Origin of the sequence: Xanthomonas sp. WHRI 1810A, from assembly GCF_040202885.1 — a bacterium.
In the GTDB taxonomy this organism is placed as follows: domain Bacteria; phylum Pseudomonadota; class Gammaproteobacteria; order Pseudomonadales; family Pseudomonadaceae; genus Aquipseudomonas.
On sequence record NZ_JBEGED010000001.1, the window covers coordinates 436,007 to 459,650 of the forward strand.

General features: G+C 58.2%; 25 protein-coding genes and 1 tRNA gene. 10 read left to right on the forward strand and 16 right to left on the reverse strand.

Annotated elements, in window-relative coordinates:
* Position 1: 1 nt before the first annotated feature.
* From secF to queA, 5 genes are all read right to left on the reverse strand, one after another.
* Positions 2-913 carry a protein translocase subunit SecF gene (gene secF, locus ABQX22_RS01965; RefSeq protein WP_349795950.1) on the reverse strand — a complete coding sequence of 304 codons (912 nt, stop codon included), beginning with the start codon at positions 911-913 and terminating at the stop codon, positions 2-4.
* Positions 914-922: 9 nt separating this feature from the next.
* Positions 923-2,791 carry a protein translocase subunit SecD gene (gene secD / locus ABQX22_RS01970; protein WP_349795952.1) on the reverse strand — a complete coding sequence of 623 codons (1,869 nt, stop codon included), beginning with the start codon at positions 2,789-2,791 and terminating at the stop codon, positions 923-925.
* Positions 2,792-2,853: 62 nt separating this feature from the next.
* On the reverse strand, positions 2,854-3,189 hold the full coding sequence (gene yajC, locus ABQX22_RS01975; RefSeq protein WP_020292183.1) for a preprotein translocase subunit YajC: 336 nt from the start codon (positions 3,187-3,189) through the stop codon (positions 2,854-2,856).
* 51 nt (positions 3,190-3,240) lie between these two features.
* Positions 3,241-4,374, reverse strand: a complete 1,134-nt coding sequence (tgt, locus tag ABQX22_RS01980; protein ID WP_349795954.1) for a tRNA guanosine(34) transglycosylase Tgt — start codon at positions 4,372-4,374, stop codon at positions 3,241-3,243.
* Entirely contained in the window at positions 4,371-5,435 is a 1,065-nt protein-coding gene (gene queA / locus ABQX22_RS01985) for a tRNA preQ1(34) S-adenosylmethionine ribosyltransferase-isomerase QueA (protein ID WP_349795955.1), read from the reverse strand. Before queA ends, tgt begins: the two co-directional genes overlap by 4 nt.
* A 108-nt stretch (positions 5,436-5,543) precedes the next feature.
* Between queA and ABQX22_RS01990 the strand changes: the two genes are divergently transcribed.
* The 5 genes from ABQX22_RS01990 to ABQX22_RS02010 all read left to right on the forward strand — a co-directional run bounded on the left by ABQX22_RS01990 (position 5,544) and on the right by ABQX22_RS02010 (position 9,138).
* Positions 5,544-5,628, forward strand: a tRNA-Leu gene (locus tag ABQX22_RS01990).
* Positions 5,629-5,848: 220 nt separating this feature from the next.
* Positions 5,849-6,514, forward strand: coding sequence for a hypothetical protein (locus tag ABQX22_RS01995; protein ID WP_349795956.1), 666 nt, complete (start codon positions 5,849-5,851; stop codon positions 6,512-6,514).
* Positions 6,515-6,654: 140 nt separating this feature from the next.
* Positions 6,655-7,245 (forward strand): DedA family protein, encoded by a 591-nt coding sequence (locus tag ABQX22_RS02000; RefSeq protein ID WP_349795957.1) that lies wholly within the window; start codon positions 6,655-6,657, stop codon positions 7,243-7,245.
* A 65-nt stretch (positions 7,246-7,310) separates the two neighbouring features.
* A complete protein-coding gene (locus ABQX22_RS02005; RefSeq protein ID WP_349795958.1) occupies positions 7,311-8,090 on the forward strand; it encodes a transporter substrate-binding domain-containing protein in 780 nt (259 codons plus the stop codon).
* A 61-nt stretch (positions 8,091-8,151) separates the two neighbouring features.
* A complete protein-coding gene (locus ABQX22_RS02010; protein ID WP_349795959.1) occupies positions 8,152-9,138 on the forward strand; it encodes a hypothetical protein in 987 nt (328 codons plus the stop codon).
* Here ABQX22_RS02010 and ABQX22_RS02015 read toward each other — a convergent pair.
* From ABQX22_RS02015 to hmpA, 9 genes are all read right to left on the reverse strand, one after another.
* Complete coding sequence (locus tag ABQX22_RS02015; protein ID WP_349795961.1) at positions 9,105-9,773, reverse strand: CatB-related O-acetyltransferase; 669 nt, start codon at positions 9,771-9,773, stop codon at positions 9,105-9,107. The genes ABQX22_RS02010 and ABQX22_RS02015 overlap by 34 nt on opposite strands.
* 38 nt (positions 9,774-9,811) lie before the next feature.
* The gene (locus tag ABQX22_RS02020) at positions 9,812-10,720 is read right to left on the reverse strand and encodes a glycosyltransferase family 2 protein (RefSeq protein WP_349795963.1); all 909 of its coding nucleotides are present in this window, start codon (positions 10,718-10,720) and stop codon (positions 9,812-9,814) included.
* A 219-nt stretch (positions 10,721-10,939) separates the two neighbouring features.
* Positions 10,940-11,830 carry a heme o synthase gene (gene cyoE / locus ABQX22_RS02025; protein ID WP_349795965.1) on the reverse strand — a complete coding sequence of 297 codons (891 nt, stop codon included), beginning with the start codon at positions 11,828-11,830 and terminating at the stop codon, positions 10,940-10,942.
* A gap of 11 nt (positions 11,831-11,841) precedes the next feature.
* Positions 11,842-12,180 (reverse strand): cytochrome o ubiquinol oxidase subunit IV, encoded by a 339-nt coding sequence (cyoD, locus tag ABQX22_RS02030; protein ID WP_349795967.1) that lies wholly within the window; start codon positions 12,178-12,180, stop codon positions 11,842-11,844.
* Positions 12,181-12,807, reverse strand: a complete 627-nt coding sequence (locus tag ABQX22_RS02035; RefSeq protein WP_349795969.1) for a cytochrome o ubiquinol oxidase subunit III — start codon at positions 12,805-12,807, stop codon at positions 12,181-12,183.
* A gap of 3 nt (positions 12,808-12,810) precedes the next feature.
* Positions 12,811-14,829, reverse strand: coding sequence for a cytochrome o ubiquinol oxidase subunit I (gene cyoB / locus ABQX22_RS02040; protein WP_349795971.1), 2,019 nt, complete (start codon positions 14,827-14,829; stop codon positions 12,811-12,813).
* 3 nt (positions 14,830-14,832) lie between these two features.
* Positions 14,833-15,768 carry a ubiquinol oxidase subunit II gene (gene cyoA, locus ABQX22_RS02045; protein WP_349795973.1) on the reverse strand — a complete coding sequence of 312 codons (936 nt, stop codon included), beginning with the start codon at positions 15,766-15,768 and terminating at the stop codon, positions 14,833-14,835.
* Between the two features lie 471 nt (positions 15,769-16,239).
* A complete protein-coding gene (locus ABQX22_RS02050) occupies positions 16,240-16,749 on the reverse strand; it encodes a disulfide bond formation protein B (RefSeq protein ID WP_349795975.1) in 510 nt (169 codons plus the stop codon).
* A 345-nt stretch (positions 16,750-17,094) separates the two neighbouring features.
* Positions 17,095-18,276, reverse strand: coding sequence for an NO-inducible flavohemoprotein (gene hmpA, locus ABQX22_RS02055; RefSeq protein WP_349795977.1), 1,182 nt, complete (start codon positions 18,274-18,276; stop codon positions 17,095-17,097).
* 295 nt (positions 18,277-18,571) lie between these two features.
* On the opposite strand from hmpA, the gene ABQX22_RS02060 reads away from it, so the two are divergent.
* The 5 genes from ABQX22_RS02060 (at position 18,572) to ABQX22_RS02080 (ending at position 22,186) form a co-directional block, all read left to right on the forward strand.
* Complete coding sequence (locus ABQX22_RS02060) at positions 18,572-19,468, forward strand: chemotaxis protein CheV (protein WP_349795979.1); 897 nt, start codon at positions 18,572-18,574, stop codon at positions 19,466-19,468.
* A 107-nt stretch (positions 19,469-19,575) separates the two neighbouring features.
* The gene (locus ABQX22_RS02065) at positions 19,576-19,971 is read left to right on the forward strand and encodes a GNAT family N-acetyltransferase (protein WP_349795981.1); all 396 of its coding nucleotides are present in this window, start codon (positions 19,576-19,578) and stop codon (positions 19,969-19,971) included.
* A gap of 51 nt (positions 19,972-20,022) precedes the next feature.
* Positions 20,023-20,346 (forward strand): hypothetical protein, encoded by a 324-nt coding sequence (locus ABQX22_RS02070; RefSeq protein WP_349795983.1) that lies wholly within the window; start codon positions 20,023-20,025, stop codon positions 20,344-20,346.
* Positions 20,347-20,505: 159 nt separating this feature from the next.
* Positions 20,506-21,255 (forward strand): YkgJ family cysteine cluster protein, encoded by a 750-nt coding sequence (locus tag ABQX22_RS02075; RefSeq protein WP_349795985.1) that lies wholly within the window; start codon positions 20,506-20,508, stop codon positions 21,253-21,255.
* A gap of 10 nt (positions 21,256-21,265) precedes the next feature.
* Positions 21,266-22,186: a GlxA family transcriptional regulator gene (locus tag ABQX22_RS02080; protein ID WP_349795987.1), complete on the forward strand. Its 921-nt coding sequence runs from the start codon at positions 21,266-21,268 to the stop codon at positions 22,184-22,186.
* Between the two features lie 123 nt (positions 22,187-22,309).
* Here ABQX22_RS02080 and ABQX22_RS02085 read toward each other — a convergent pair whose 3' ends face one another.
* On the reverse strand, positions 22,310-22,534 hold the full coding sequence (locus ABQX22_RS02085) for a hypothetical protein (RefSeq protein WP_349795989.1): 225 nt from the start codon (positions 22,532-22,534) through the stop codon (positions 22,310-22,312).
* 110 nt (positions 22,535-22,644) lie between these two features.
* Positions 22,645-23,643, reverse strand: coding sequence for a fimbrial protein (locus tag ABQX22_RS02090; protein ID WP_349795991.1), 999 nt, complete (start codon positions 23,641-23,643; stop codon positions 22,645-22,647).
* Between the last annotated feature and the right edge of the window lies 1 nt (position 23,644).

Consider the following 23,644-nt stretch of genomic DNA (forward strand, 5'->3'; position numbering starts at 1 on the left):
CTTACGGGCGATCGTCCACTTTCTCAGCTGTTACAGGGGGCAGCAAATCTTCGCTACGCAGGTTCAACCAGATCAGTACCACGTTGGCGATGTAGATCGACGAGTAGGTACCAGCCAGAACGCCGATGAACAGCGCCACCGAGAAACCATGCAGGCTGTCTCCGCCAAATGCCCACAGTGCAATGATCGCCAGCAAGGTCGACACTGACGTTGCAATCGTACGCAGCAAGGTCTGGGTGGTGGAGATGTTGATGTTCTCGATCAGCGACGCTTTGCGCAGCAGACGGAAGTTCTCACGCACCCGGTCGAAGACCACGATGGTGTCATTGAGCGAGTAGCCAATGATCGCCAGCACGGCAGCAAGCACGGTCAGGTCGAACGTCACCTGGAAGAACGACACGATACCCATCGTCACCACCACGTCGTGAATCAACGAAATGATCGCGCCTACCGCAAACTTCCACTGGAAGCGGAAAGCCAGGTAGATCAATACGCCACCGAGCGCCAGCAGCATACCGATGCCGCCCTGGTCGCGCAGTTCTTCACCGACCTGAGGACCGACAAACTCAACACGCTTGACCGTGACCGGGTTATCGCCGCCGTTCTTGCGCAGCGCCTCCGCGACCTGAGTCCCCAGTTGCGGGTCTTCACCGGGCATACGCACCAGCAGATCGGTGGTTGCACCAAAACTCTGAACAACGGCTTCGGTGTAACCGGCGACGACCAGTTCTTCACGAACCTTGCCCAGGTCCACTGGACGCTCGTACGTTAGCTCGATGAGCGTGCCACCGGTGAAGTCGAGGCCGAAGTTAAGCCCTTTATGGAACCAGCTGAACAGCGCCAGCACGGTAAGAAGCATGGTGATGCCGAACGCAATATTGCGAACGCCCATGAAGTTGATGGTACGTTTCATGTCAGCCCCTTAAATCCACAACTTCTTGAAGTCACGACCGCCATAGATCAGGTTGACCATTGCGCGGGTCACCATGATGGCTGTGAACATCGAAGTAAAAATACCGAGCGACATGGTGACGGCGAAGCCTTTGACCGGGCCGGTGCCCATCGCATAGAGAATCCCGCCGACCAGCAACGACGTCAGGTTGGCGTCGAGAATCGCCGTGTAGGCACGATCAAAACCTTCATTGATCGCACGCTGAACCGTCATGCCGTTGGCAATTTCTTCACGAATCCGCGAGAAGATCAGCACGTTGGCGTCCACCGCCATGCCCATCGTCAAGACGATACCCGCAATACCCGGCAGAGTCAGTGTGGCACCCAGCAACGACATCAAGGCGAGCAGCATGACCATGTTCAAGGCGAGCGCCACCGTCGCGATCACACCGAAGAAACGGTAGATGGCGATGATGAACAGGGAAACGAACAGCATGCCCCACAGGGAAGCATCGATACCTTTGGTGATGTTGTCAGCACCCAGGCTCGGACCGATGGTGCGCTCTTCGGCGAAGTACATCGGGGCTGCCAGACCACCGGCACGCAACAGCAGTGCCAGCTCGGAAGCTTCGCCCTGACCGTCCAGACCGGTAATACGGAACTGCGCACCCAATGGCGACTGGATGGTCGCCAGGCTGATGATCTTTTTCTCTTCCTTGAACGTCTGAACCGGCACGTCTTTTTCGACGCCGTTGACTGTTTGTTTGGTGTAGGTGGTCAGCGGCTTTTGCTCGATGAAGATCACCGCCATGCTGCGACCGACGTTGGCGCGCGTCGCGCGGCTCATCAGATCGCCACCGTGACCATCAAGGTTGATGTTCACCTGTGGACGGCCATGTTCATCAAAGCTTGCCTTGGCGTCGGTGACCTGATCGCCCGTAATGATCAGGTTACGCTCGACCGGCGCAGCTGGACGGCCACCTTCACGAAACTCAAACATTTCGGTGGTGGCTTTGCTGTCATCCGGACCTGCACCCAGGCGGAACTCAAGGTTAGCGGTCTTGCCCAGAATACGCTTGGCTTCTGCCGTGTCCTGTACGCCCGGCAGCTCAACCACGATGCGGTTGGCGCCCTGACGCTGAACCAATGGCTCGGCAACGCCCAGCTCATTGACCCGGTTACGTACCGTGGTCAGGTTCTGCTTGATAGAGTATTCGCGAATTTCCGCGACCTTGGCCGGCGTCATGGCCAGGCGCAGGATCGGCATTTCGCCACGGTCACTTGGGGTAATGTCGAAATCGGTGAAGCTCTTGCGGATCAGGGCACGGGCTTGCTCGCGGGCGTCAGCATCGCTGAAACCCAGCTGAATGCCGCCGTCGGCCTGTGGCAGGCTGCGATAACGCAGTTTCTCTTTGCGCAGCAGGCTCTTTACTTCGCCTTCGTAGACATTCAGACGGGCGCTGATCGCCTTGTCCATGTCCACTTCGAGCAGAAAGTGCACGCCGCCGGAAAGGTCCAGACCCAGTTTCATCGGGGTGGCGCCAATGCCGCGCAGCCATTTTGGTGTCGTCTGTGCGAGGTTGAGTGCAACGACATAGTCATCACCCAACGCCTTGCGGGCAACATCTTTGGCCGGCAGTTGGTCTTCCTGCTTGGTCAGACGCAACAAACCGCCCTTGCCATTCTCGGCCAGGGTCGCGCCCTTGACCGCGATGCCAGCATCGGTAAGCGCCTTGCTTACGCGATCCAGATCAGCCTGATTGACCTGCAGCGCAGTGCTTGCGCCGGTGACCTGAATGGCCGCGTCATCAGGGTAGAGATTGGGTGCGGAATATATAAAGCCGACCACCAGCACTGCCAGGATCAGGATGTATTTCCACAGAGGGTATTTGTTCAGCATCACGCCGCCTGCTTATAACGCGGGGCGCCTTGCGCGCCCCGTCGATTGGTAAAAGACTGGAATCAGATGGCTTTCAGAGTGCCCTTGGGCAGAGTTGCAGCGATAGCGCCCTTCTGGATCTTCAGTTCGACAGTGTCGGAAACTTCAATAACCACGAAGTCGTCAGTCACTTTGTTGATCTTGCCGGCGATGCCGCCAGAAGTTACAACTTCATCGCCTTTCTGCAAGTTGCCCAGCAGGTTTTTCTGCTCTTTGGCACGCTTGGCCTGCGGGCGCCAGATCATCAGATAAAAGATGACCAGGAAGCCGACCAGGAAGATCCACTCAAAGCCACCGCCCATTGGGCCTGCGGCAGGTGCAGCAGCATCCGCGAAAGCGGAAGAGATGAAAAAGCTCATTTAGCACTCCAGTTGCATAATTTTAATAGAAGCAGAAAGACCGGCTGTCATTCAGTCCAGCAGCGGCGTTGCAAGCCCGCGTTTGGCATAGAAGGCATCGACAAAGGCGGCCAATGTACCCTGTTGAATAGCCTCGCGCAAACCAGCCATAAGCAGCTGGTAATGGCGCAAATTGTGGATCGTATTAAGCATGCTTCCGAGCATTTCACCGCACTTGTCCAGATGATGCAGATAAGCGCGCGAGAAGTTCTGACAGGTGTAGCAATCGCACGTCGGATCGAGCGGCGAATCATCGTGACGGTGAAACGCATTACGGATTTTCAGCACACCGGTATCGATAAACAAATGGCCGTTGCGAGCGTTGCGGGTGGGCATCACGCAATCGAACATATCGATTCCGCGGCGCACACCTTCGACCAGGTCTTCGGGCTTGCCTACTCCCATAAGGTAACGAGGTTTGTCAGCGGGCATGAGCCCTGGCAGGTAGTCGAGCACTTTGATCATTTCGTGCTTGGGCTCGCCCACCGACAGGCCGCCAATCGCCAGGCCGTCGAAACCGATCTCGGCCAGGCCATCAAGCGAGCGCTTGCGCAAGTCCTCGTGCATTCCGCCCTGAACGATGCCGAACAGCGCAGCGGTGTTCTCGCCGTGGGCGACCTTCGAGCGCTTGGCCCAGCGCAGCGATAACTCCATGGAGATACGCGCGACGTCTTCATCCGCGGGGTACGGCGTGCATTCGTCGAAAATCATCACGACATCGGAGCCAAGGTCACGCTGCACCTGCATCGACTCTTCGGGGCCCATGAAGACTTTCGCGCCGTCCACCGGAGAGGCGAACGTCACGCCCTCCTCCTTGATCTTGCGCATGGCGCCCAGGCTGAAGACCTGGAAACCGCCGGAGTCGGTAAGAATCGGTCCCTTCCACTGCATGAAATCATGGAGGTCACCGTGACGCTTGATGACCTCAGTCCCCGGACGCAGCCAAAGGTGAAAGGTATTGCCCAGAATCATCTGCGCGCCGGTCGCCTCGATATCCCGAGGGAGCATGCCCTTGACGGTGCCATAGGTGCCCACCGGCATGAACGCCGGGGTTTCAACGACGCCACGGGGAAAGGTCAAGCGACCGCGACGCGCCTTGCCATCAGTGGCCAGCAGCTCAAAAGACATACGACAGGTGCGACTCATGCTTGATCCTCTGGGGCCGGGCCTTGTGGAGCGGTCGGCGCGGGATTGCGGGTGATGAACATGGCATCACCATAACTAAAGAAGCGGTACCCGTGCTCCACCGCCGCCGAGTAGGCCGCCATGGTTTCCGGGTAACCGGCGAACGCCGAAACCAGCATCAAGAGCGTGGATTCTGGCAGATGGAAATTGGTCACCAGGGCATCGACCACATGGAACGGCCGGCCTGGGAAGATGAAGATATCGGTGTCGCCACTGAAAGGCTTGAGCTCACCGTCCCGGGCGGCGCTTTCGAGCGACCGCACGCTGGTGGTGCCCACCGCGATCACCCGGCCACCCCGTGCCCGACAGGCAGCGACGGCATCGACCACGTCCTGGCTGACTTCCAGCCATTCGCTGTGCATGTGATGGTCTTCAAGCCGCTCAACGCGAACCGGCTGAAACGTCCCTGCGCCAACGTGCAAGGTCACGAACGTGGTCTCGATACCCTTTTGCGCGATAGCATCCATCATTGGCTGATCGAAATGCAGCCCCGCCGTCGGCGCGGCTACTGCACCGGCACGCTGCGCATACACCGTTTGATAACGCTCGCGATCGGCGTCGTCGTCCGGACGATCTATATAAGGAGGGAGCGGCATATGCCCTACCCGCTCCAGCAACGGCAGGACCTCTTCGGCAAAACGCAGCTCGAACAGCGCATCGTGACGCGCGACCATTTCGGCCTCGCCACCGCCGTCGATCAGAATCGACGAGCCGGGCTTGGGCGACTTGCTGGAGCGCACGTGGGCCAGCACGCGATGGGCGTCGAGCACGCGCTCGACCAGAATCTCCAGCTTGCCGCCCGACGCCTTCTGGCCGAACAACCGCGCCGGAATCACGCGTGTATTGTTGAACACCATCAAGTCGCCGGGGCGCAGGTGCTCCAGCAGATCGGTGAATTGGCGGTGGGCCAGCGCGCCACTCACCCCATCAAGGGTCAGCAAACGGCTGCTGCGTCGCTCCGCCAAAGGATGGCGAGCGATCAGGGAATCAGGGAGCTCGAAGGTAAAGTCAGCAACGCGCATGATGGGGTTCGTCTAGCAGGGCCCGAAAGTTTAGCGGAAATAGTGAAAATTGACCATGAAACATGATTGACCAACGGTAGGACCCTCTCTATACTTCGCCGCCATTGAGCCCTGATGGCGGAATCGGTAGACGCGGCGGATTCAAAATCCGTTTTCGAAAGGAGTGGGAGTTCGAGTCTCCCTCGGGGCACCAAACAGCAGCACATTCAAGTCTTTACCGAGCTTGAACAAACAGAAAACCGGCCAGATTTGAGCCGGTTTTTTTGTGCCTGACATTTGCTCAGACCACGTCCGCTACATCCTGCCTCCTACCGCTCCACCTGCAAATCTCCCCGACTTCTACTAGCCTGAAACTAACTGATCCCTAGCCGTTGGACCACTCTCTAAACCTGGCTGATCGGATAAAAGCAATAATGAAAGACCCGTACGCGTTCGGCTTTTACTGCGCGCTGTTTGCCCTGATGGCAATCACGGGCGCTGTCTTTTACGAGTCTTACTCGGGCGCGGCTGCATCGGGTTCAGCGCGGGCGTATGACGTGATCAATTCGGTCAGCGCGCTGGTGCAGGCCCTGGCGGCAATAGGCTTGGTCGGGCTTGCGTTCAAGGCCTATCGCGCGTGGAAGAACGAGATGATCCACAACAAGGCGCTTGGGATCATTTGGGAAGCCAACGTGGCATTCCGTGAAATCGAGCTGAGTTTCAACGAGTGGTTCTTCGAGCCCAACGCGGTGGATAAGGCCAACAACGAGGGCGCTCGGATCACGACACTGCTCAGTGCCAGCCCGTTCGGCATGAGTCTTCGGGCTTTCAAAAAGCAGTGCGTCCTGCTCGATAAAGTGGTGATCAAGCACAACTGGCATGGGGTCAACTACGCGACAGAGTTGGACATGCTCGCACGCGTATTGAGCATGGATGCATTCAAGCCCAGCGCCAGCAGGACCAAGGAAACCGCCAATGTCATCGATTTCCTTTATTCCCATGAAGGGGAGGCGCTGAAACGTACTCAGGCCGAGTGGGAAATGTTGATGAAGGCGATCGAGAAAGACCTGGCAGCGCTGGAGGCGGAATACGCCGATTGAGCAATCCCGATTTGTCATGCATCGGGGCAGAACTGTTTTTACAGACGTTTGGTCGAAAGGCTTGCGCGGCTCCGAATCGGGCTACGTACTGCGCTGCAATATCCTGCGGCTAACTCATCATCAAAGGCCGCTCTTCCCTTATGTTTGAACACATTGACCTCAACTATCTGCTCGCCACTTACGGCTATTGGGCGGTGTTTATCGGGTGTCTGCTGGAAGGCGAGACCATCCTGCTGCTCGGCGGCATGGCTGCGCACCAGCAAATTTTGAGTCTCTGGCCAGTCATCGCTTACGCCAGCGTTGCGGGCATGCTCGGCGATCAGATCCTGTTCTGGGTCGGCCGCTATTTCGGCGCACGTCTTCTGCCCCGCCTGCATCGTCATGAAGCGACGATCAAACGTGTTTCAGGCTTGATCGAGCGCTATCCAACGGCGTCGATTTTCTCCGTGCGCTTTCTCTACGGCATGCGCCTGGTGGGCCCCATGGTGATTGGCGCAAGTGGTCTGTCCCCGCTGCGGTTTTCGCTGGTCAACCTGGTAGGTGCAGTGGTCTGGGCCACGGTTTTCGCGTGCGCCGGGTACTGGGCCGGCCAGTTCCTTGAGGAAATGCTCGGCAACCTCAAGCCGTATCGTTTGCCGATTGCAGTGACCGTGGTCGTGCTGGGGTGTGGCGTTGCGCTGTTTCGACACTACCGCGCCAAAGCGAAAACCAGCCAAAACCCGAAACACTGACTTCCCTTCTGCCGTTATTACTTTTAAAACTACGCACAGGGTCAAATCGAACAGGGATCGACACCATGAACAAGCGCCTTTGCGCCGGACTGCTGCTGGGATTGTCGAGCATTGCTCACGCGCAGGCGTCTGCCTCTCACCTGGACACGATAATCGAACAGGGTGAGTTAGCGGTCTGCACCACCGGTGACTACAAGCCCTACACCTTCCTGCGTCCAGACGGCCAATACGAAGGCATCGACATCGAACTGGCGCAGGCCCTGGCGCAAAGCCTGGGCGTAAAAGTGAAGTGGGTGCCAACCACCTGGAAGACGCTGATGCCCGACATGGTCGCCGGCAAGTGTGATATCGGGGCCGGCGGAATTTCAGTCACCCTTGAGCGCCTGAAAAAAGCGTCATTCAGCAGCACCTTGGACATCGACGGCAAAGTGCCGCTCGTACGGTGCGAGGATCAGGCCCGCTATCAGACTATCGAGCAGATCAACCAGCCATCCGTGCGGGTGATAGAGCCTCAAGGCGGAACCAACGAAGCTTTCGTGCACGCCTACCTGCCCAAGGCCAACCTCGCCTTTCACGACAACAAGACCATCTTTCAGACGCTGCTGGACAAGCAAGCCGACGTCATGATCACCGACGCGTCCGAAGCGCTCTATCAACAGAAACGCATGCCGGGCCTGTGCACCGTCAACCCCACGAAGTACATGCAGTACGGCGAAAAAGCCTACCTGCTGCCTCGCGACGATGCCGCCTGGAAAAGCTACGTCGATCAGTGGCTGAAGCTCAGCAAAGCGACCGGCGCCTATCAAAAGGTCGTGGCCGAATGGTTGGCGGTGCCTGGGGAGTAGGCAATAACGCTTCAACTCGAGCATCATCCCCCGCGACCCCGGCATGGACTCGACAGCCCTTATGAAAACCAGCAGAAGCATCACCCGCGCATTCTGTGTCGAGTTGCAGGCAGAGCTGTCGATTGTGGCCGCCCGGCGAGAGTATTTCTCAATGGAGCCACCCCGGACGCGGTTCAATTTTTTATGCTCGACCGAAGCCTGTCGTGAACACGGGGTGAAGATCACGGGTGTGCGCTACGACGTTAAGCCGCAGGAGCACCCGACCTTCGTCGCTGCGCATTTTCGCGCCAATCCCAACTACGCCCATGATGCCCAGTGTGAATGGGTCGATGAAGACACTGCGGGCAATGACCAGACAATCGCCGGCGAGACAGAGGCCGAAAGCGCCCTACGCAAGGCCAAGCACAAGCTGGATGATTACATCGATGTGTTCGACCCCTCGATCAAGGAAAGACCGAAATCCGACATCTCACCGGTCGCCACTGCCGACATGCCGGATCCAAAACCCTCTGCACCGGCACCGCAGCCTCGCTCCGTTGATCCGACGAAACCGAAGGAAACCCGTACCAACAATTTTGAACGACTGGTCGACAGCTTTCGTCAGGCGCAGGCGCAACTGACCAAGGACGAATTCAACCTGCTGACCCTGCGTGTTCCGGGACAAGGTGAAACAACGCTGCGGGCCTATTTTCGCCACATCAAGTTCGCGCAGGTCGGTGAAGAGCGTCGGGTGCTGTACGGCGGCGGGCTGGTTGAGCGATACGGCGCGGGGTTCAAGTTCAAGTTCTTTGATCGGCTTCAGGGGAAACCCGCCACGCTGTACGTCTCGCCCGCTCAGATGCAGGCCTACCGCTCCAGCCGTTACATCAGCGAACTGCTCAGCCATGCGCAAGACATACGGTTTTTCACGGTGTTTGCGCTGGGCACGCTGGCGGCAAGTCCGTCGGGAAAAAGCTTCAGCGTGGTGATCGAGGACCTTCGACATCTGGCTATCGTCTTGGGCCCTTCGAAGGATCAGACGCCGGAGTTGAAGGACGCCGCAGAATAAACCGGGTCTGCTACCGTTGCCTCACGGGACTGGAGATAGGCTAGAAACGCGTCAAGGTCCGAACCCGACAACATCCGCGCCACGGACTTCACTTCGTCCATCGGCCAATCCCACCAGGCGGCGTCCAGCAGCTGTTGGCGGGTCTCTTCGTCGAATCGCCAGCGGATGAATTTGCAGGGATTCCCGCCCACCACGGCAAACGGCGCCACGTCACGGGTGACCACGGCACCTGCCGCGACAATGGCGCCATGTCCGATGGTCACGCCGGAAAGAATCATTGCATCGGCGCAAATCCAGCAATCGCTGCCGATCACCACGTCGCCTTTGCTCGGCGCGTAATCCTTGATATCTTCCAGGCCTGCCATCATTGCCGGGAAAGGGTACGTGGTGAGCCAGTCGGTCCGGTGTTCGCCGCCCAGCAGAATCCGCACGCCTGCAGCAATGGAGGTGTACGAACCCACCCGCAGGATGGTCTTGTCACCAAACTCGAAAACCTCCGGAATGCCGTAGGTGCCGGTGCCTACAACGTAGTTGGGGTAACGCAGGCGGATCTTTTCGGCCGCCCGTTCTAGCTTGTCCATCTGACGCAGGCGCTTTCGGGTCTGGCGGGTTTTCAGGAGTTCGAAGAATTTCATTCAAAAGTCCGAGAGGAATGACGAGTGCCACTGACCCTTCATTGGCTGTTCTGACGGTGCAACAGCAGACGCTTGAATCGACGAAGCGTGGTCTTGTTGAACTGCCGGAAAGGGATTGAGCGCAGCAGGCTCCAGGCGTGCTTCTTGTCCGTCACAACAGCATATTTCAACGCCTTATTGAGAATCGAGGTGAGCGCCTGTCCGTACGCCGGGTGCGATTTATAGGGCGCAATGGTGCGCAGGTCGGCGTCGAGCAGCACCTTGTATCGGCGCGACAGATTATTGGGGTGTCGACGGTAGCGCGTCACGCTTACGGGCAAAATATGAATCCCGAAACCCTGATGCGCAATTCTCAGCGTCATCTGGAAGTCCTGAACCCTGATGTCGGGATCATAGAAGTTGGCTGCCTTGAGGGCGTCCATGCGATACAGGGAAACCGGCGCGCCGACGACCAGCGCGTCAGCCAGTATCTCGTCGAAGCTCAGCGCCTTGATGCCGTCGAGCCTCTGCGACTTGGTGTCGTTGCCGTCGCTGTCCATGTAAATAATGAGCGCGCCCACGCAACCCACTTCCGGATGCTCGTTCAGGTATTGCGCACGAACCCGCACCGACGACGGCAGCATGATGTCATCAAGGTCCGGGGTTGAAACGTAAACACCCTTGGCATACTTGAGCCCAAGGTTCAGTGCTGCACTAACGCCCTGATTGGGATGGGAATAAAGCTGAAAGTTGTATTTGCTTTGCAGCGACTGGAGCATGGCAACGCTGTTGTCGGTGGAACCGTCGTCGACGATGATGACTTCAAAGTTGCTGTAGTCCTGAGAAAAAATACTGTCGAGCGCAGCTTCCAGGTACTTTTCCGCGTTATAGCAAGGCGCAATGATCGACACGAGAGGGGTCGAATCTCTCGCCGGCGCATATCCTGAAGTATGATTTTCGTCAGTCATGATTAGTTTTTTTATAACGAGAGACTGGATCGCGCACGCTGGCCACAATCCGATACATAACGAATACATGATGATGCAAATCGAGGGGTTTTGTCATCGGCAGATTCGTCCGGCCAACTCCCTGCACACCGCAGCCCGCGCCGAGCCGGGTTGCGCAGGCAATAAAAAAGCCCCGTCGCTCTTTCGAACGACGGGGCTTTGCGTTTCAGATCAGTGCAATCAAGGGGCTGCGTAAGTGACCAGCAGCTCCTTAGTTACCTGAAAATCCAGCGACATGGCCACGCTCAGTGCAGTGATGGTGAAGATAGAGAACACAAACAACTTGCGTGCCCACACAACGTCATCTTTAGCCTTGTAGCCCGTCCAGGCCATGTACAGCCAGTACATGCCCATGGCGGCGGCAACAGCCAGGTAATTGAGGCCAGCGTAACCGCCGAACGTCAACATCAGGGTCGCCAGCAGAAATGCCAGGATGTAGATGAGGATGTGCAGCTTGGCGACCCGAATACCGCGCTTGACCGGCAGAACCGGGATTGAAGCAGCGCGGTAATCGTTGAAGCGGAAGATCGCAATCGCGTACGAGTGCGGCATCTGCCAGAGGCTGAACATCACCAGCAGCGTCAGGGCGGCCAGGTCGAAGGAGTTGCTTACCGCCACGTAGCCGATCACCGGAGGCATAGCCCCCGACAAACTGCCGACCAGCGTCCCATGAACGGATTTACGCTTGAGGTACAGGCTGTAGAACCCGACATAAATCACGAACCCGATCACCGCAAACAGCGCCGCCAGCGGGTTGGCCTTCGTGTACAGCAGGCCTACCCCGACGACACCCAGCACAGTGGCGAACAGCAACGCCATGTTCAGGGAAATCAGCCCCTGAACCAGAACGCGGTTCTTGGTGCGCTCCATCTTTACGTCGATATCGCGATCGATGCAGTTGTTGAATACGCACCCGGACGCTACAACCAGCGAGGTCCCGATCATCGCTGCCAGAAACAGACCGACGTCGACATGCCCTTTGGAAGCCAGAAAAAAGCCACCTGCCACCGAAAGCACGTTACCGAAAATGATCCCCGGTTTGGTGATTTGGATAAAGTGCTTCAGTGACATCAGGGGTTCCCTCAGTGCGCCATCATGGCGGTGTGGATGCTGAACATGATCCAGACCGCCAAGCCAACCAGCAGGAAGATGACCAGGCCCGCGAAGGCGAAGGCAATCAGGTTGTTACGTTGTGCTGCCGAGCGATCCAGGTGCAGGAAGTACACCAGGTGAACCAGTACCTGAACGACTGCGAAAATCACCACCACCCAGAGGGTCGCGATCTTCGAAATCGTCGGGAACATGACCAGACCGAACGGAATTGCAGTCAGGATGATCGACAGTACAAAGCCGATCATGTAGGTCTTCATGCTGCCGTGGCCAGCGTGGGCGTCGTCAGCGTGTTGATGTGGATTTGCCATTTAAATGGTCCCCAGCAAGTAGACAACGGTGAACACACAGATCCAGACCACGTCCAGGAAGTGCCAGAACAGGCTGAGCATGCTCAAGCGAGTGGCGTTGCCCGGCGTCAGGCCATGCTTCTGGACCTGATACATCATGATGGCCATCCAGATCAGACCACTGGTGACGTGCACACCGTGAGTACCGACCAGAGTGAAGAACGCCGACAGGAAGCCGCTGCGGTTAGGACCGTAGCCTTCGGAAATCAACATGTGGAACTCGTTGATCTCCATGCCGATGAAGCCCAGACCAAACAGGAAGGTTACGAACAACCAACCCAGGACGCCCGACTTGTTGCCTTTGTGCATCGCCAGCATGGCGAAGCCGTAGGTGATCGAGCTGAGCAACAGGCACGCAGTTTCGGCCAGCACGTAGGGCAGTTCGAAAATATCGTGGCCCGCCGGACCGCCTGCGACGTTGTTAACCAGCACTGCGTAAGCGGCGAAAATCGACGCGAACAGAATGCAGTCCGTCATCAGGTAGATCCAGAAACCGAAGAGTTTCATCTCCCCGGCATCATGGTGATCGTGGGCGTGGTCATGACCGTGGTCATGACCTTTGGCACCTTCAAATACTAAGTTCGACATTGTTTATGCCTGCTCCAGCTTGTTGACAGGAGTGTTTGCCTGACGATCGCGAACCGAGGCAAGAATCTTGTGGTGCTCGCCTTCGATGCGTGCCACTTCCGAAGCAGGAACCATGTAGCCCTGATCGTCACGTGAGGCATGGATGATGAAGTACACGATGGTGCCGACCAGACCTGCAATCGCCAGCCACCAGATGTGCCAGATCATCGCAAAGCCGAACACGGTCAGCAGGCCGCCCATGATCATGCCGGTCGCGGTGTTGTTCGGCATGTGAATGTCCGAATAGTGAGCCGGAACCTGATAAGCCTCACCGTCCCGCTTGGCCGCATAGAACGCGTCGATCTCTTCAGCCTTCGGCATTTCTGCGAAGTTGTAGAACGGCGGTGGCGACGAAGTGGACCATTCCAGTGTATGGGCATTCCACGGGTCACCAGTCAGGTCGCGGTTTTGCTCGCGGTCACGAACACTCACGTAGATCTGGATCAACTGGCAGGCGATACCGATGGCAATCAGCACGGCGCCGTAGAAGGCGACGTGCAGGTACGGCGTCCAGTCCGGGTTGTCAGTGGTGTTCAGACGACGAGTCATGCCCATGAAGCCCAGTGCGTACAGCGGCATGAATGCCACGTAGAAACCGGAGATCCAGAACCAGAATGCCGCTTTGCCCCACTTCTCGTTCAGCGTGAAGCCGAACGCTTTCGGGAACCAGAACGCGAAGCCAGCGATGTAACCGAAGACCGCACCGCCGATAATGACGTTGTGGAAGTGAGCGATTACGAACAGGCTGTTGTGCAGTACGAAGTCAGCGCCAGGGATAGCCAACAGAACGCCGGTCATGCCGCCGATCGAGAAGGTCACCATGAAGCCAAGGGTCCACAGCACGGGTGCGGTGAATCGAAGACGGCCCTGGTAAATCGTGAACAGCCAGTTGAACAGCTTCACACCCGTCGGGATGGCGATCAGCATCGTCGCAAGCCCGAAGAAGGCGTTGACGCTTGCCCCCGAACCCATGGTGAAGAAGTGGTGCAGCCAGACCATGAAGCCCAGTACGGTGATCGCGCCACTGGCGTAGATCATCGAGTGATGGCCGAACAGGCGCTTGCCGGTAAACGTCGAGATAACTTCGGAGAAGACCCCGAACGCAGGCAGTACCAGGATGTAAACCTCAGGGTGACCCCATGCCCAGAACAGGTTCACGTACATCATCGGGTTACCACCCAATTCGTTCGTGAAAATGTGGAAGTCCATGTAGCGGTCGAGGGTCAGCAGCGCCAGGGTAGCGGTCAGGATCGGGAACGATGCCACGATCAGAACGTTGGCCCAGGTGCAGGTCCAGGTGAAGATCGGCATGTCCATCAGCTTCATGCCAGGTGCGCGCATCTTGAGCACCGTCACCAGGAAGTTAACCCCGGTTAACGTTGTCCCCAATCCGGATAACTGGAGAGCCCAAATGTAGTAGTCGACACCCACGCCCGGGCTGTAGCCCAACTCAGACAGTGGCGGATACGCAACCCAGCCGGTACGTGCGAATTCGCCGACGCCCAGGGACACGTTGACCAGGATCACGCCGGACAGCAGCAGATACAGGCTCAAGGAGTTCAGGAACGGGAACGCAACGTCACGAGCGCCGATCTGCAGTGGCAGAACGATGTTCATCAGGCCGGTGAAGAACGGCATCGCCATGAAGATGATCATGATCACACCGTGAGCGGTGAAGATCTGGTCATAGTGCTCAGGCGGCAGGTAGCCCGGTGAGCCTTCAGTGGAGAGTGCCAGTTGTGAACGCATCATGATGGCGTCGGCAAAGCCGCGCAGCAGCATGACCATCGCGATGATGATGTACATGACACCGATTTTCTTGTGGTCGACTGAGGTCAACCACTCGGTGTACAGGTACGTCCACTTCTTGAAATACGTGATCAGACCGAACACCGCCAAACCACCGATAGCGATCATGGCGATCGTGATCATGACTATCGGCTCGTGGAACGGAATCGCGTCCAGCGTTAATTTACCAAACATCGTTTACTCCTCTGCCTCAGCAGCTGAATTTTTACCCATGTCCATCCCTTCCATACCGGCCACTTCTTTCTTCTCGTGGACAACCTTGCCCGGCTTCATACCTTCATACTTGTCGATGATGATCTGAAACAGGTTGGGCGTGACCGCGGAGTAGAGTTCAACGGGATTCCGTTCGCTAGGTTTGGCCAATGCAGTGTATTCAGCCGTTGCCAGCTGTTTAGGTGAATTCTTGACCTCGGCAACCCAGGCGTCGAAATCAGCCTGTGAAGTCGCAGTTGCCTTGAATTTCATGCCGGTGAAGCCTGCGCCGCTGTAGTTGGCGGAGATACCGTCGAACTCGCCGTTTTCATTGGCGATCAAGTGCAACTTGGTCTGCATGCCGGCCATCGCGTAGATCTGGCCACCCAGTGCAGGGATGAAGAACGAGTTCATCACCGAATCTGAAGTGATGCGGAAGTTGATAGGGGTGTTAGCCGGGAACACGATTTTGTTGACCGTGGCGATACCCTGTTCCGGGTAGATAAACAGCCACTTCCAGTCCAGCGCAACCACTTCGATCGTGACAGGCTTGACGTCGGATTCGAGCGGACGGTAAGGGTCCAGCGCGTGGGTCGACTTGTACGTGATGTAACCGAGCACGATGATGATCGCGAGCGGCACCAACCAGATGACCAGTTCGATTTTGGTCGAATGCGCCCAATCCGGTGTGTAGGTCGCGGCCTTGTTCGTCGCGCGGTATTTCCAGGCGAAGATGATGGTCATGAAAATAACCGGAACGACCACCAGCAACATCAGCAAGGTAGCAGTGACAATCAGGTCACGTTCCTGGATGCCGACATGACCCTTGGGATCCAGCAAGGTGTAATCGCACCCGCTTAGCAGGAGCATGCCGAAAAGCGCCAAGAAGCCAAACAACCTGGGGTACCTTTTTTTACTCATCTCACGACCTCTAAAAGCAACTTTCGCATCGCAGTTGGGTTTCGACCGCCAACACTTCACCCTGCCAGGTGCTGGCAAATTTTTGGATTGAACAGGGGCCTGTCATGAAGCTGGAGAGCTTCGTAACAAATCCGGATTAAGCTTTGGTTTCTTATTCGAATGGTGGCAACGGCCTTCGCAGACCCATTCCTTTCGGCGAAGACATTCTGAATTTGACACATGAGGCCGTCCAATTGGCGTCTACAGCAGCGTAAACGCGGCTTTCTGACCTCATTTTACGCTGGCAGTCAAGCTTGCCGGCGTTAAGTGGGGGCGATTGTAGATACGTAAAGTTTTATTGACTATGACTTATTGCGCAACAGTTAATTTCCGATCCAGTAACAGTACCGCATCTAATCAAGCTCAAAAAACATCGAATAGCCCCGTTTTTCTTAATGGATTCGGGGCGATTCCTTACGCAACACTTTGTAATCATCGTGCTTTTCGGCGGTTCCGAATAATGCCCGCCGGAACGAGGATTACCGTCAAAACGAATGCAATCAACGCCCACTGTGCCAGCGACAATCCGAGAACTGGCGGATATGGCGTCTCGCAAAACCCACCCACCTGAAAGCCCAGCGGAAACATCTTGGCCAGCGGCAAACCATCAACGATCGGTTGCAGCACATCGATACCGCAGCTCTCGGTGGGATGACTCTGGATGTACACATGTCGCCCCGCAGCCGCGATACCGCCGACAGCGCTGAGTGTGACCAGTACTTCAAAGACCGTGACACCGACTCGCCCTGGCATTGCCGCGCCAATGAACGCGAAGATGGCAATGAACAGTAGTGCGTAACGCTGAAGGATACACAGCGGGCATGGCGCCTCACCGAGTACCACCTGCATGTAAAGTGCGCCGCCGATCAGGGCGAGGCAGACAATACCGAGCAGCACCAGGAACTGCTTTTCTCGTCGCAGATAAAACGTGTTGTCGCTCATTCACATACCCTTTGAAATGGAGTCCATGCCTACGGGCTCGTCGCCCGAACGGGCCGAGAGCTTAACACTGCCTCACCGCCCCGCGCCGGGCGCGATGATCAGGTTCCCTGCAAGCGGACTCAACCCGTTGGCGCCATACGGAGCGTTCGGCCGGCCCGGAGGCAGCCAATGCAGCGTATGAACAGCCCACGTGCTCATTTCAACCATGGCAAAGGGCCAAAAAATTCGGGGCTCAGCGATTCCGTTTCTGAGTGTTTCTGCGAAACGCGAGCCACGTGAAAATAATACGCTTCTATATATATAGAAGCGTGCGACGTATTGCCGCAGGACAAACCACTCAACCACTCACTCCAGCGCCGACGCCGGACCGAAGAACTCGAATCGGCTTTGCTGCTCGGGAACACCCGCAGCCTTCAGCTTGCGCTTGACCATGGCCATAAACCCCTTTGGGCCGAGGAAGTAGGCATCGAGGTCGCGATTGGCAGGCAACCATTGCTCAAGACGTGCCTGATCCAGCAAGCCCACTGCGTCGCCCGCCGCGCTCGCGCCATCGTCTTCGCTGTAGCAATAAAAGCGTTTCAGTTGCGGGTGCCGGCCAGCGAGGTCGTCGACCCAGTCGCGAAAGGCATGCACCGCGCCGTTACGTGCGCAATGGATGAAATGAATCGGCCGCCCGGTCAGCAACGCCGCTTCGAGCATCGCCAACGTCGGCGTAATGCCCACCCCGCCGCTGATCAAGACCAGCGGTTTGTCGCTGTGGGCAAGCGTGAACTCTCCGGAGGGTGTGAACAGGTTGATCCTGTCCCCAATGTGCAGGTCGTCGTGCAAATGATTGGACGCACGTCCGCCGGGTTCGCGCTTGACGCTGATGCGGTACTGGTTGCTGCCCGCCATGGCGGAAAGCGAATAATTGCGGCGGATTTCTTCGCCCTCCAGAAACAGCTGCATGCCGATGTATTGGCCGGGAGCGAAATCGAGTATCGGCTTGCCATCGGCGGGGGTGAAATAGAACGAGGTGATCTCCGCGCTCTCCCGAACCTTGGCCGCGATCCTGAATTCACGCGCCCCACGCCAGCCTCCCACGGCCTGCGCCTTCTCGTCGTAGACGGTCTTCTCGGCGCCCATCAGGATATCGGCCAGTTGCTGATACGCCCGGCCCCACGCGCCAATGACGTCCGGAGTGGCGACTTCACTGCCGAGCACTTCGGAAATTGCCCGCAGCAGGCAGTTACCCACCAGCGGGTAGTGCTCCGGCAAAATCTGCAGGGCGACGTGCTTGTTGATGATCTTGGCCACCAGATCGCCCAACTGATCCAGTTGATCGATATGACGGGCGTACATCAGCACCCCATTGGCCAGCGCGCGTGGCTGATCGCCGCTGCTCTGGTGCGCCTGATTGAACAGCGGGCGAACCTCCGGGTGCTCGTTGAGCAACATTTTGTAGAAATGGGTGGTCAGTGCCTCGCCGCCGCTTTCAAGCAGCGGAACAGTGGCTTTGACGATGGCATGATCCTGAGCATTCAACATGGGCAACTCCCGACATGAGGATTGAAACGTTACCTGCGCTGTATCAGGAAGCGTGCCATGAAATATTCGTCCAAGTTTCAGGTACTTAGCGACAAGGAGTCATATTGACCAATGACCAAATGAAGTCATTAAGACTCTGACGGGTCTTTTTGACACGACTCACCACCCTGTAAAACCGGCATCGAGCACCCCCGTGTGCCAAAAGCGTTAAAGCCTGCCCTGCTCAAGTCGATAACACGTCATCGAAAGCTGTTTGCCGCCGGGTGCAGCCGACAACTCATGTCAGAAGGTTCATATGTCCAAGACCGTTCGCGCAGACTCACTCTCGCTGCTGCTTTTCACCTTGCGCAGCGGCAAGCTGATGGCGATCAACCTGCTCAAAGTCAGTGAAATCATCCCCTGCCCCGCCCTTACTCGGCTGCCGGAATCACACCCGCACGTCAAAGGCGTCGCGACGTTGCGCGGTGCTTCGCTGTCGGTGATCGACCTGAGCCGGGCCATCGGTGAGCAGCCGCTGGAAGACCCGAATGGCGGCTGCCTGATCGTCACCGACGTCAGCCGTTCCAAGCAGGGTCTGCACGTGCAGGCGGTGAGCAAGATCGTGCACTGCCTGACCACCGACATCCGTCCACCACCCTACGGCGCCGGTAGCCGGTCGTTCATCACCGGCGTGACCCAGGTGGACGGGACGCTGGTGCAGGTGCTGGATATCGAAAAAGTCATCCACGGCATCGCCCCTGCGCGCATCACCTCGGCGCCTGCCGAACTCAGCGCGCAAGATGCCAAAGTGCTGGCCAAAGCACGCATTCTGGTGGTCGATGACAGCCAGGTCGCGTTGCAGCAATCGGTGATTACCCTGCGCAGCCTGGGGGTGGAATGCCATACCGCACGCAGCGCCAGAGAAGCGATTGACCAGTTGCTGGAGCTGCAGGGAACGGCCGCGCAGATCAACGTCGTGGTATCGGATATCGAAATGTCGGAGATGGACGGTTACGCGCTCACCCGTACGCTGCGCGAAACACCCGACTTCCAAGAGCTGTACATTCTGCTGCACACTTCTCTGGACAGTGCGATGAACGCCGAGAAAGCCAAGGCGGCCGGGGCGAACGCCGTGCTGACCAAGTTTTCCTCACCAGAGCTGACACGATGTTTGATCGAAGCCGCGCGTACGGTAGAAGCACAGGGCATCTGAAGCCCAATCCCCTCGATGCATCCGCCAGGCATTACTGGCTGATGCGCCGCGAACTCAGGCCCGCCCCGGCGCCTGATGAATGGCCCTCCTCCCCGCGGGTCGCCACGATGACGGCCGGCAACGCGCGCCAGACCCACCAATTGTTGATGCTCGGTCGCCAGCACGGTGGCGGCCGAGTCGCAGACTTCAATACCTGGCTGAACGCGTTCGACACCGACCCTGAGTTCGACCCGCAGTTGGTGTTCGTGGCCGAGGACGCGGAAGGCGTGATCGGGGTGGCGCAGTGCTGGACCAGCGCATTCATCCGCAATCTGGCCGTCCACCCCCGCGCTCAAGGCCAGGGGCTTGGCAGACACCTGCTTGAGCACGCCTTCAGTGCCTTCTACCAACGCCGCGAGCACCACGTTGACCTTAAGGTCATGGAAAGCAACCTGAAAGCCAGACGCCTCTACGAACGCGCCGGCATGCAGTACGTGCGACGCGTCGAACTGGATTCGGACTGACGGGCGCTCAGTCGTCCGTCCCCCACTGGATAACACCCCATGGAGATGCACATGAAAACCACCACTCTGCTACTGCTGGCCCTGGCCGGATTCGCGAGCCAGGCCAATGCCTCCAGCAGTGAGGCATGGACCGCGCTGGACAAGGCCGTGATCGACAGCTGTGTGAAGGCCAGCCAGCTGAAGAACGCGAAACCGGCCGGCACGTCCGCGCTGTTCGATGATTCGGTCGGCTATAACGCACTGCTGATCAAGGGCCAGTACAAACAGGCGTTCATGAAGAACAAAACCGGCACAGAACTGTGCCTTTATGACCGCAATCATAAAAAAGCGGTCAGCACCGAATGGGACAACCTGACCACGCTGCCCAAGCAATAGCCCCCTCCCGCCCTCCCCTCTCGCGCCGTCGCAGACTTGCTGCGACTGGCGCGTAACTTGCTGCGCATCCCGGTGCAATTCAGATGACGCCTGGCCGTGCCAATTTGCCAGCGCTTGTCCGTGCCCCTTTTCTCAAATGCCGGTGGGTAATTTCTTTCGATGGATACTCAGTTTTCCTGCGTGGGTTGTGGCAAATGCTGCACTGACCATCACGTCCCTCTTACGCTCTCCGAGGCCATACAGTGGGCGGTTGATGGCGGTTCACTGATTGTCCTGACTGAAGCTTTCATGGCAGACGGCTACGGTGTTTCGCAAGAGCAACTCACCCACGCCACGCGTCGCTCGCAGCGTGTGGAAACCGGTTCGACCCATGCTCATGTCGCCATCACGTTCGCGGCCTATAACGCAGGACGTTGCCGAAATCTTGACGCGCAGAACCTCTGTCGCATCTACGAACGACGCCCGTTGGTGTGCAGGATTTATCCCATGGAGATCAATCCACACATCCCATTGCGCCCGGAGGCCAAGGATTGCCCGCCGGAATCCTGGACTCAAGGGCCGGACCTGATTGTTGGCAACGTGCTGGTTGATCAGGCGCTGATGACGCTGATCGAACAATCGCGCCAGGCCGATCGCATGGACATCGCCCGCAAGGAGGCCATCTGTGCCGCGCTGGGCATGCGCACCACCGCGCTCAAGGGCAACGGCTTTGTGGCTTATCTACCTGACATGAACGCGTTCATCGCGGCGGTGGAGCAAAAGGCCGCAGGCGCTGTGACATCGGCAGCCAGCGGCTGGAATTTCCGCGTGATCGGCGAGGCCGTCGAAACCACCTTGCGCAATGCAGGCGCACGACTCGAGACAGGCGAGCCACTGGGCTATACGTTCATCCCTCTCCAGAGCGCATGAGCCCCTGCCCATGAAAAGCGTCGCGATTGTGCTGTTCCCCGACGTGCAGTCGCTGGACGTGGCCGGCCCGCTGGACGTCCTTGCCGAAGCCAACCGTTTCATCCCTGCCGGGGACGGCTACCGCATCGTCACCATTGGCGCTGCGCCATACCCGATCCTCGCTTCCAACGGCATGGCGCTGGGCGCGCAACTGGAGATCGACGAGGCACCGGATCAGTTCGACGTGGTGCTGGTACCGGGCGGGCCGTTGCTGCCGGACGCGGACGCGATGCCGAGTATCACCCGCTGGCTGAAGGCGGCAGCCCCCAAGGCCGAGCGCTACGGCTCGATCTGCACCGGGGCCTTTATTCTGGGGCATGCCGGCCTGCTCGACGGTAAACAGGCCGCCACACACTGGAGCCATGCCCAGCAGTTGGCGGACCGGTTTCCGCTGGCGCGGGTCGAGCCTGATCGTATTTACGTGCGTGACGGGGCGCTGATCACCTCGGCCGGGGTCACTGCCGGCATCGACATGGCGTTATCCCTTGTGGCGCAGGATCACGGCGCCGCGATAGCACTGGCCGTTGCCAAACGTCTGTTGGTGGTAGCCCAACGCCAGGGCGGACAGTCGCAGTTCAGCCCCTACCTGACGGAATCGGGCGGAGACGATTCGCCGGTGGCGAAGATCCAGCGCTACGTCATGGAACACATCGCCGAGCCGTTCTCAGTCGAGCGCTTGGCCGAGGTGGTGTCCATGAGCCCCCGCAGTTTCGCCCGCATCTTTGCCCGCGACGCCAACGTCACGCCGGCAGAATTTGTGCTGCGCGCCCGGATCGACGCGGCTCGGCATCTGCTGGAGGGCAGCGATAGGGTGATCAAGGCGGTGGCGTATCACTGCGGGTTCGCCAGCGCCGCCCGCATGCGCCTGATTTTCAGCCAGCGACTTGGCTGACACCGACGCAGTATCGGGAGAGGTTTCGCAACGCAGGATGAGCTGACCTGAACCTGTAGGAGCCAACTTGTTGGCGAAAAAACAAAGCTTCGCGAACACGTTCGCTCCTACAAGGGAATCGAGTTAGCGCTTACCCATCGTACGGCGCGTGCCGGCAGGCGGAAACGCCGGGCGTTTATCGTGATTGGACTTGCCGCCCTTCTGGTACCAGCCCTGAGCCTTCTTGGCTTCCAACAATTCACCGGGTTTGAACGGGAAGCTGAATGCCGGGATGTCGGCCTTGGTTTGGGTATCCGATGCCGCGCTGTCGACGGTTTCGGGAGCCGGCGTGTGTTCAGAAGTGGTCATGAAAAGCTCCAGAAATCAGGCATCGGTTGCCCAAAAGGTCGCGCAGCATACCTCAATCGCCTCGCGCCTGCCTGCCGCCTCACGCCCTCTCATCGGGTGCGCCTGCTCGCTCACTTGTAGAACAGATCCACCAGCACTTCTGCCTGGAACGGCCCAGGCTTGGGCTTTTCCGTTTGCCAGAGCAATTCGGCATTGAAGTCCGCCGTGGCCGAATAGTCGGTACCCAGCAGATCGTTCAGATGAAACGGCTCGTTGTAGCGCAACGGCATGCCGTCCTGAACCCGGGTGATACGAATGCCGATGCTGTCGTTGTTGACCGGCACCAGCACGTCGCCGGACAACACGCCGGACACCGGAGTAAAACGTGCATCCAGGCTGAAAGGGGAATCGCACGTCCTGCTGGTGGCCAGCGCAAAACGCCGAAAGTCCGCGACCTTGCCCACCTGCACGTCACGGATGCTGACGTTGTCGAAGTCCACCACCTCGGGCATCACCCGCAATTCGGCGTCACAGGCAATGAACCGCAAGCCGGTCAGGTTGTTGATGACGTAATTGAGGTTGTTGTCGGCCACCGGGTTCAGGCCCAACGCGCTGTCGAGCTGGAACATGCGGTAATCGAGCAGACCGCTGGCCACGCCGGACGGCGGTGTCGGGCCGGACTTCTGGATGAACACCGAAAACGGCAGGTTGAAACTGACCGTGGGGCAGGCGGCGATGTTCGATTCGTCCTCCTGGCACGCCGGCAGATACTGTTGCGTACCGATCCGCCCTTGCGTCTGCACATGGTCCACGCCGTTGAGCGTCAGCCCGGCACGAATGCCCTGCCCTATCTGGAGATTCTCGGGGTTGAGGTAAAGGGAGACCTCTTCGGTGACCCCCAATTGGCCATCCTTGGCACAGACGACCGCAAGGTTCAGGCGCTCGGAACGCCAGACCACGGCGCCTTCGGAAAGCGACGCAGGAATCGCGACCGAGCTGCCGAGGTCGGCACGGATCACCGCCTCGTTGGCGCCCTGAGTCTTGCAGGTCATTGCGCTGGCGCCCGCAGGCACCGCCAGCAATACCAGCCCCAGCAACAGGCTCGGACGGGTGAATACACGCATGTTCATA

Coding starts and splice junctions, on each gene's coding strand:
- secF (WP_349795950.1), bottom strand. CDS start 913: ATGAAACGTACCATCAACTTCATGGGCGTTCGCAATATTGCGTTCGGC.
- secD (WP_349795952.1), bottom strand. CDS start 2,791: ATGCTGAACAAATACCCTCTGTGGAAATACATCCTGATCCTGGCAGTG.
- yajC (WP_020292183.1), bottom strand. CDS start 3,189: ATGAGCTTTTTCATCTCTTCCGCTTTCGCGGATGCTGCTGCACCTGCC.
- tgt (WP_349795954.1), bottom strand. CDS start 4,374: ATGAGTCGCACCTGTCGTATGTCTTTTGAGCTGCTGGCCACTGATGGC.
- queA (WP_349795955.1), bottom strand. CDS start 5,435: ATGCGCGTTGCTGACTTTACCTTCGAGCTCCCTGATTCCCTGATCGCT.
- ABQX22_RS01995 (WP_349795956.1), top strand. CDS start 5,849: ATGAAAGACCCGTACGCGTTCGGCTTTTACTGCGCGCTGTTTGCCCTG.
- ABQX22_RS02000 (WP_349795957.1), top strand. CDS start 6,655: ATGTTTGAACACATTGACCTCAACTATCTGCTCGCCACTTACGGCTAT.
- ABQX22_RS02005 (WP_349795958.1), top strand. CDS start 7,311: ATGAACAAGCGCCTTTGCGCCGGACTGCTGCTGGGATTGTCGAGCATT.
- ABQX22_RS02010 (WP_349795959.1), top strand. CDS start 8,152: ATGAAAACCAGCAGAAGCATCACCCGCGCATTCTGTGTCGAGTTGCAG.
- ABQX22_RS02015 (WP_349795961.1), bottom strand. CDS start 9,773: ATGAAATTCTTCGAACTCCTGAAAACCCGCCAGACCCGAAAGCGCCTG.
- ABQX22_RS02020 (WP_349795963.1), bottom strand. CDS start 10,720: ATGACTGACGAAAATCATACTTCAGGATATGCGCCGGCGAGAGATTCG.
- cyoE (WP_349795965.1), bottom strand. CDS start 11,830: ATGTCACTGAAGCACTTTATCCAAATCACCAAACCGGGGATCATTTTC.
- cyoD (WP_349795967.1), bottom strand. CDS start 12,180: ATGGCAAATCCACATCAACACGCTGACGACGCCCACGCTGGCCACGGC.
- ABQX22_RS02035 (WP_349795969.1), bottom strand. CDS start 12,807: ATGTCGAACTTAGTATTTGAAGGTGCCAAAGGTCATGACCACGGTCAT.
- cyoB (WP_349795971.1), bottom strand. CDS start 14,829: ATGTTTGGTAAATTAACGCTGGACGCGATTCCGTTCCACGAGCCGATA.
- cyoA (WP_349795973.1), bottom strand. CDS start 15,768: ATGAGTAAAAAAAGGTACCCCAGGTTGTTTGGCTTCTTGGCGCTTTTC.
- ABQX22_RS02050 (WP_349795975.1), bottom strand. CDS start 16,749: ATGAGCGACAACACGTTTTATCTGCGACGAGAAAAGCAGTTCCTGGTG.
- hmpA (WP_349795977.1), bottom strand. CDS start 18,276: ATGTTGAATGCTCAGGATCATGCCATCGTCAAAGCCACTGTTCCGCTG.
- ABQX22_RS02060 (WP_349795979.1), top strand. CDS start 18,572: ATGTCCAAGACCGTTCGCGCAGACTCACTCTCGCTGCTGCTTTTCACC.
- ABQX22_RS02065 (WP_349795981.1), top strand. CDS start 19,576: ATGACGGCCGGCAACGCGCGCCAGACCCACCAATTGTTGATGCTCGGT.
- ABQX22_RS02070 (WP_349795983.1), top strand. CDS start 20,023: ATGAAAACCACCACTCTGCTACTGCTGGCCCTGGCCGGATTCGCGAGC.
- ABQX22_RS02075 (WP_349795985.1), top strand. CDS start 20,506: ATGGATACTCAGTTTTCCTGCGTGGGTTGTGGCAAATGCTGCACTGAC.
- ABQX22_RS02080 (WP_349795987.1), top strand. CDS start 21,266: ATGAAAAGCGTCGCGATTGTGCTGTTCCCCGACGTGCAGTCGCTGGAC.
- ABQX22_RS02085 (WP_349795989.1), bottom strand. CDS start 22,534: ATGACCACTTCTGAACACACGCCGGCTCCCGAAACCGTCGACAGCGCG.
- ABQX22_RS02090 (WP_349795991.1), bottom strand. CDS start 23,643: ATGAACATGCGTGTATTCACCCGTCCGAGCCTGTTGCTGGGGCTGGTA.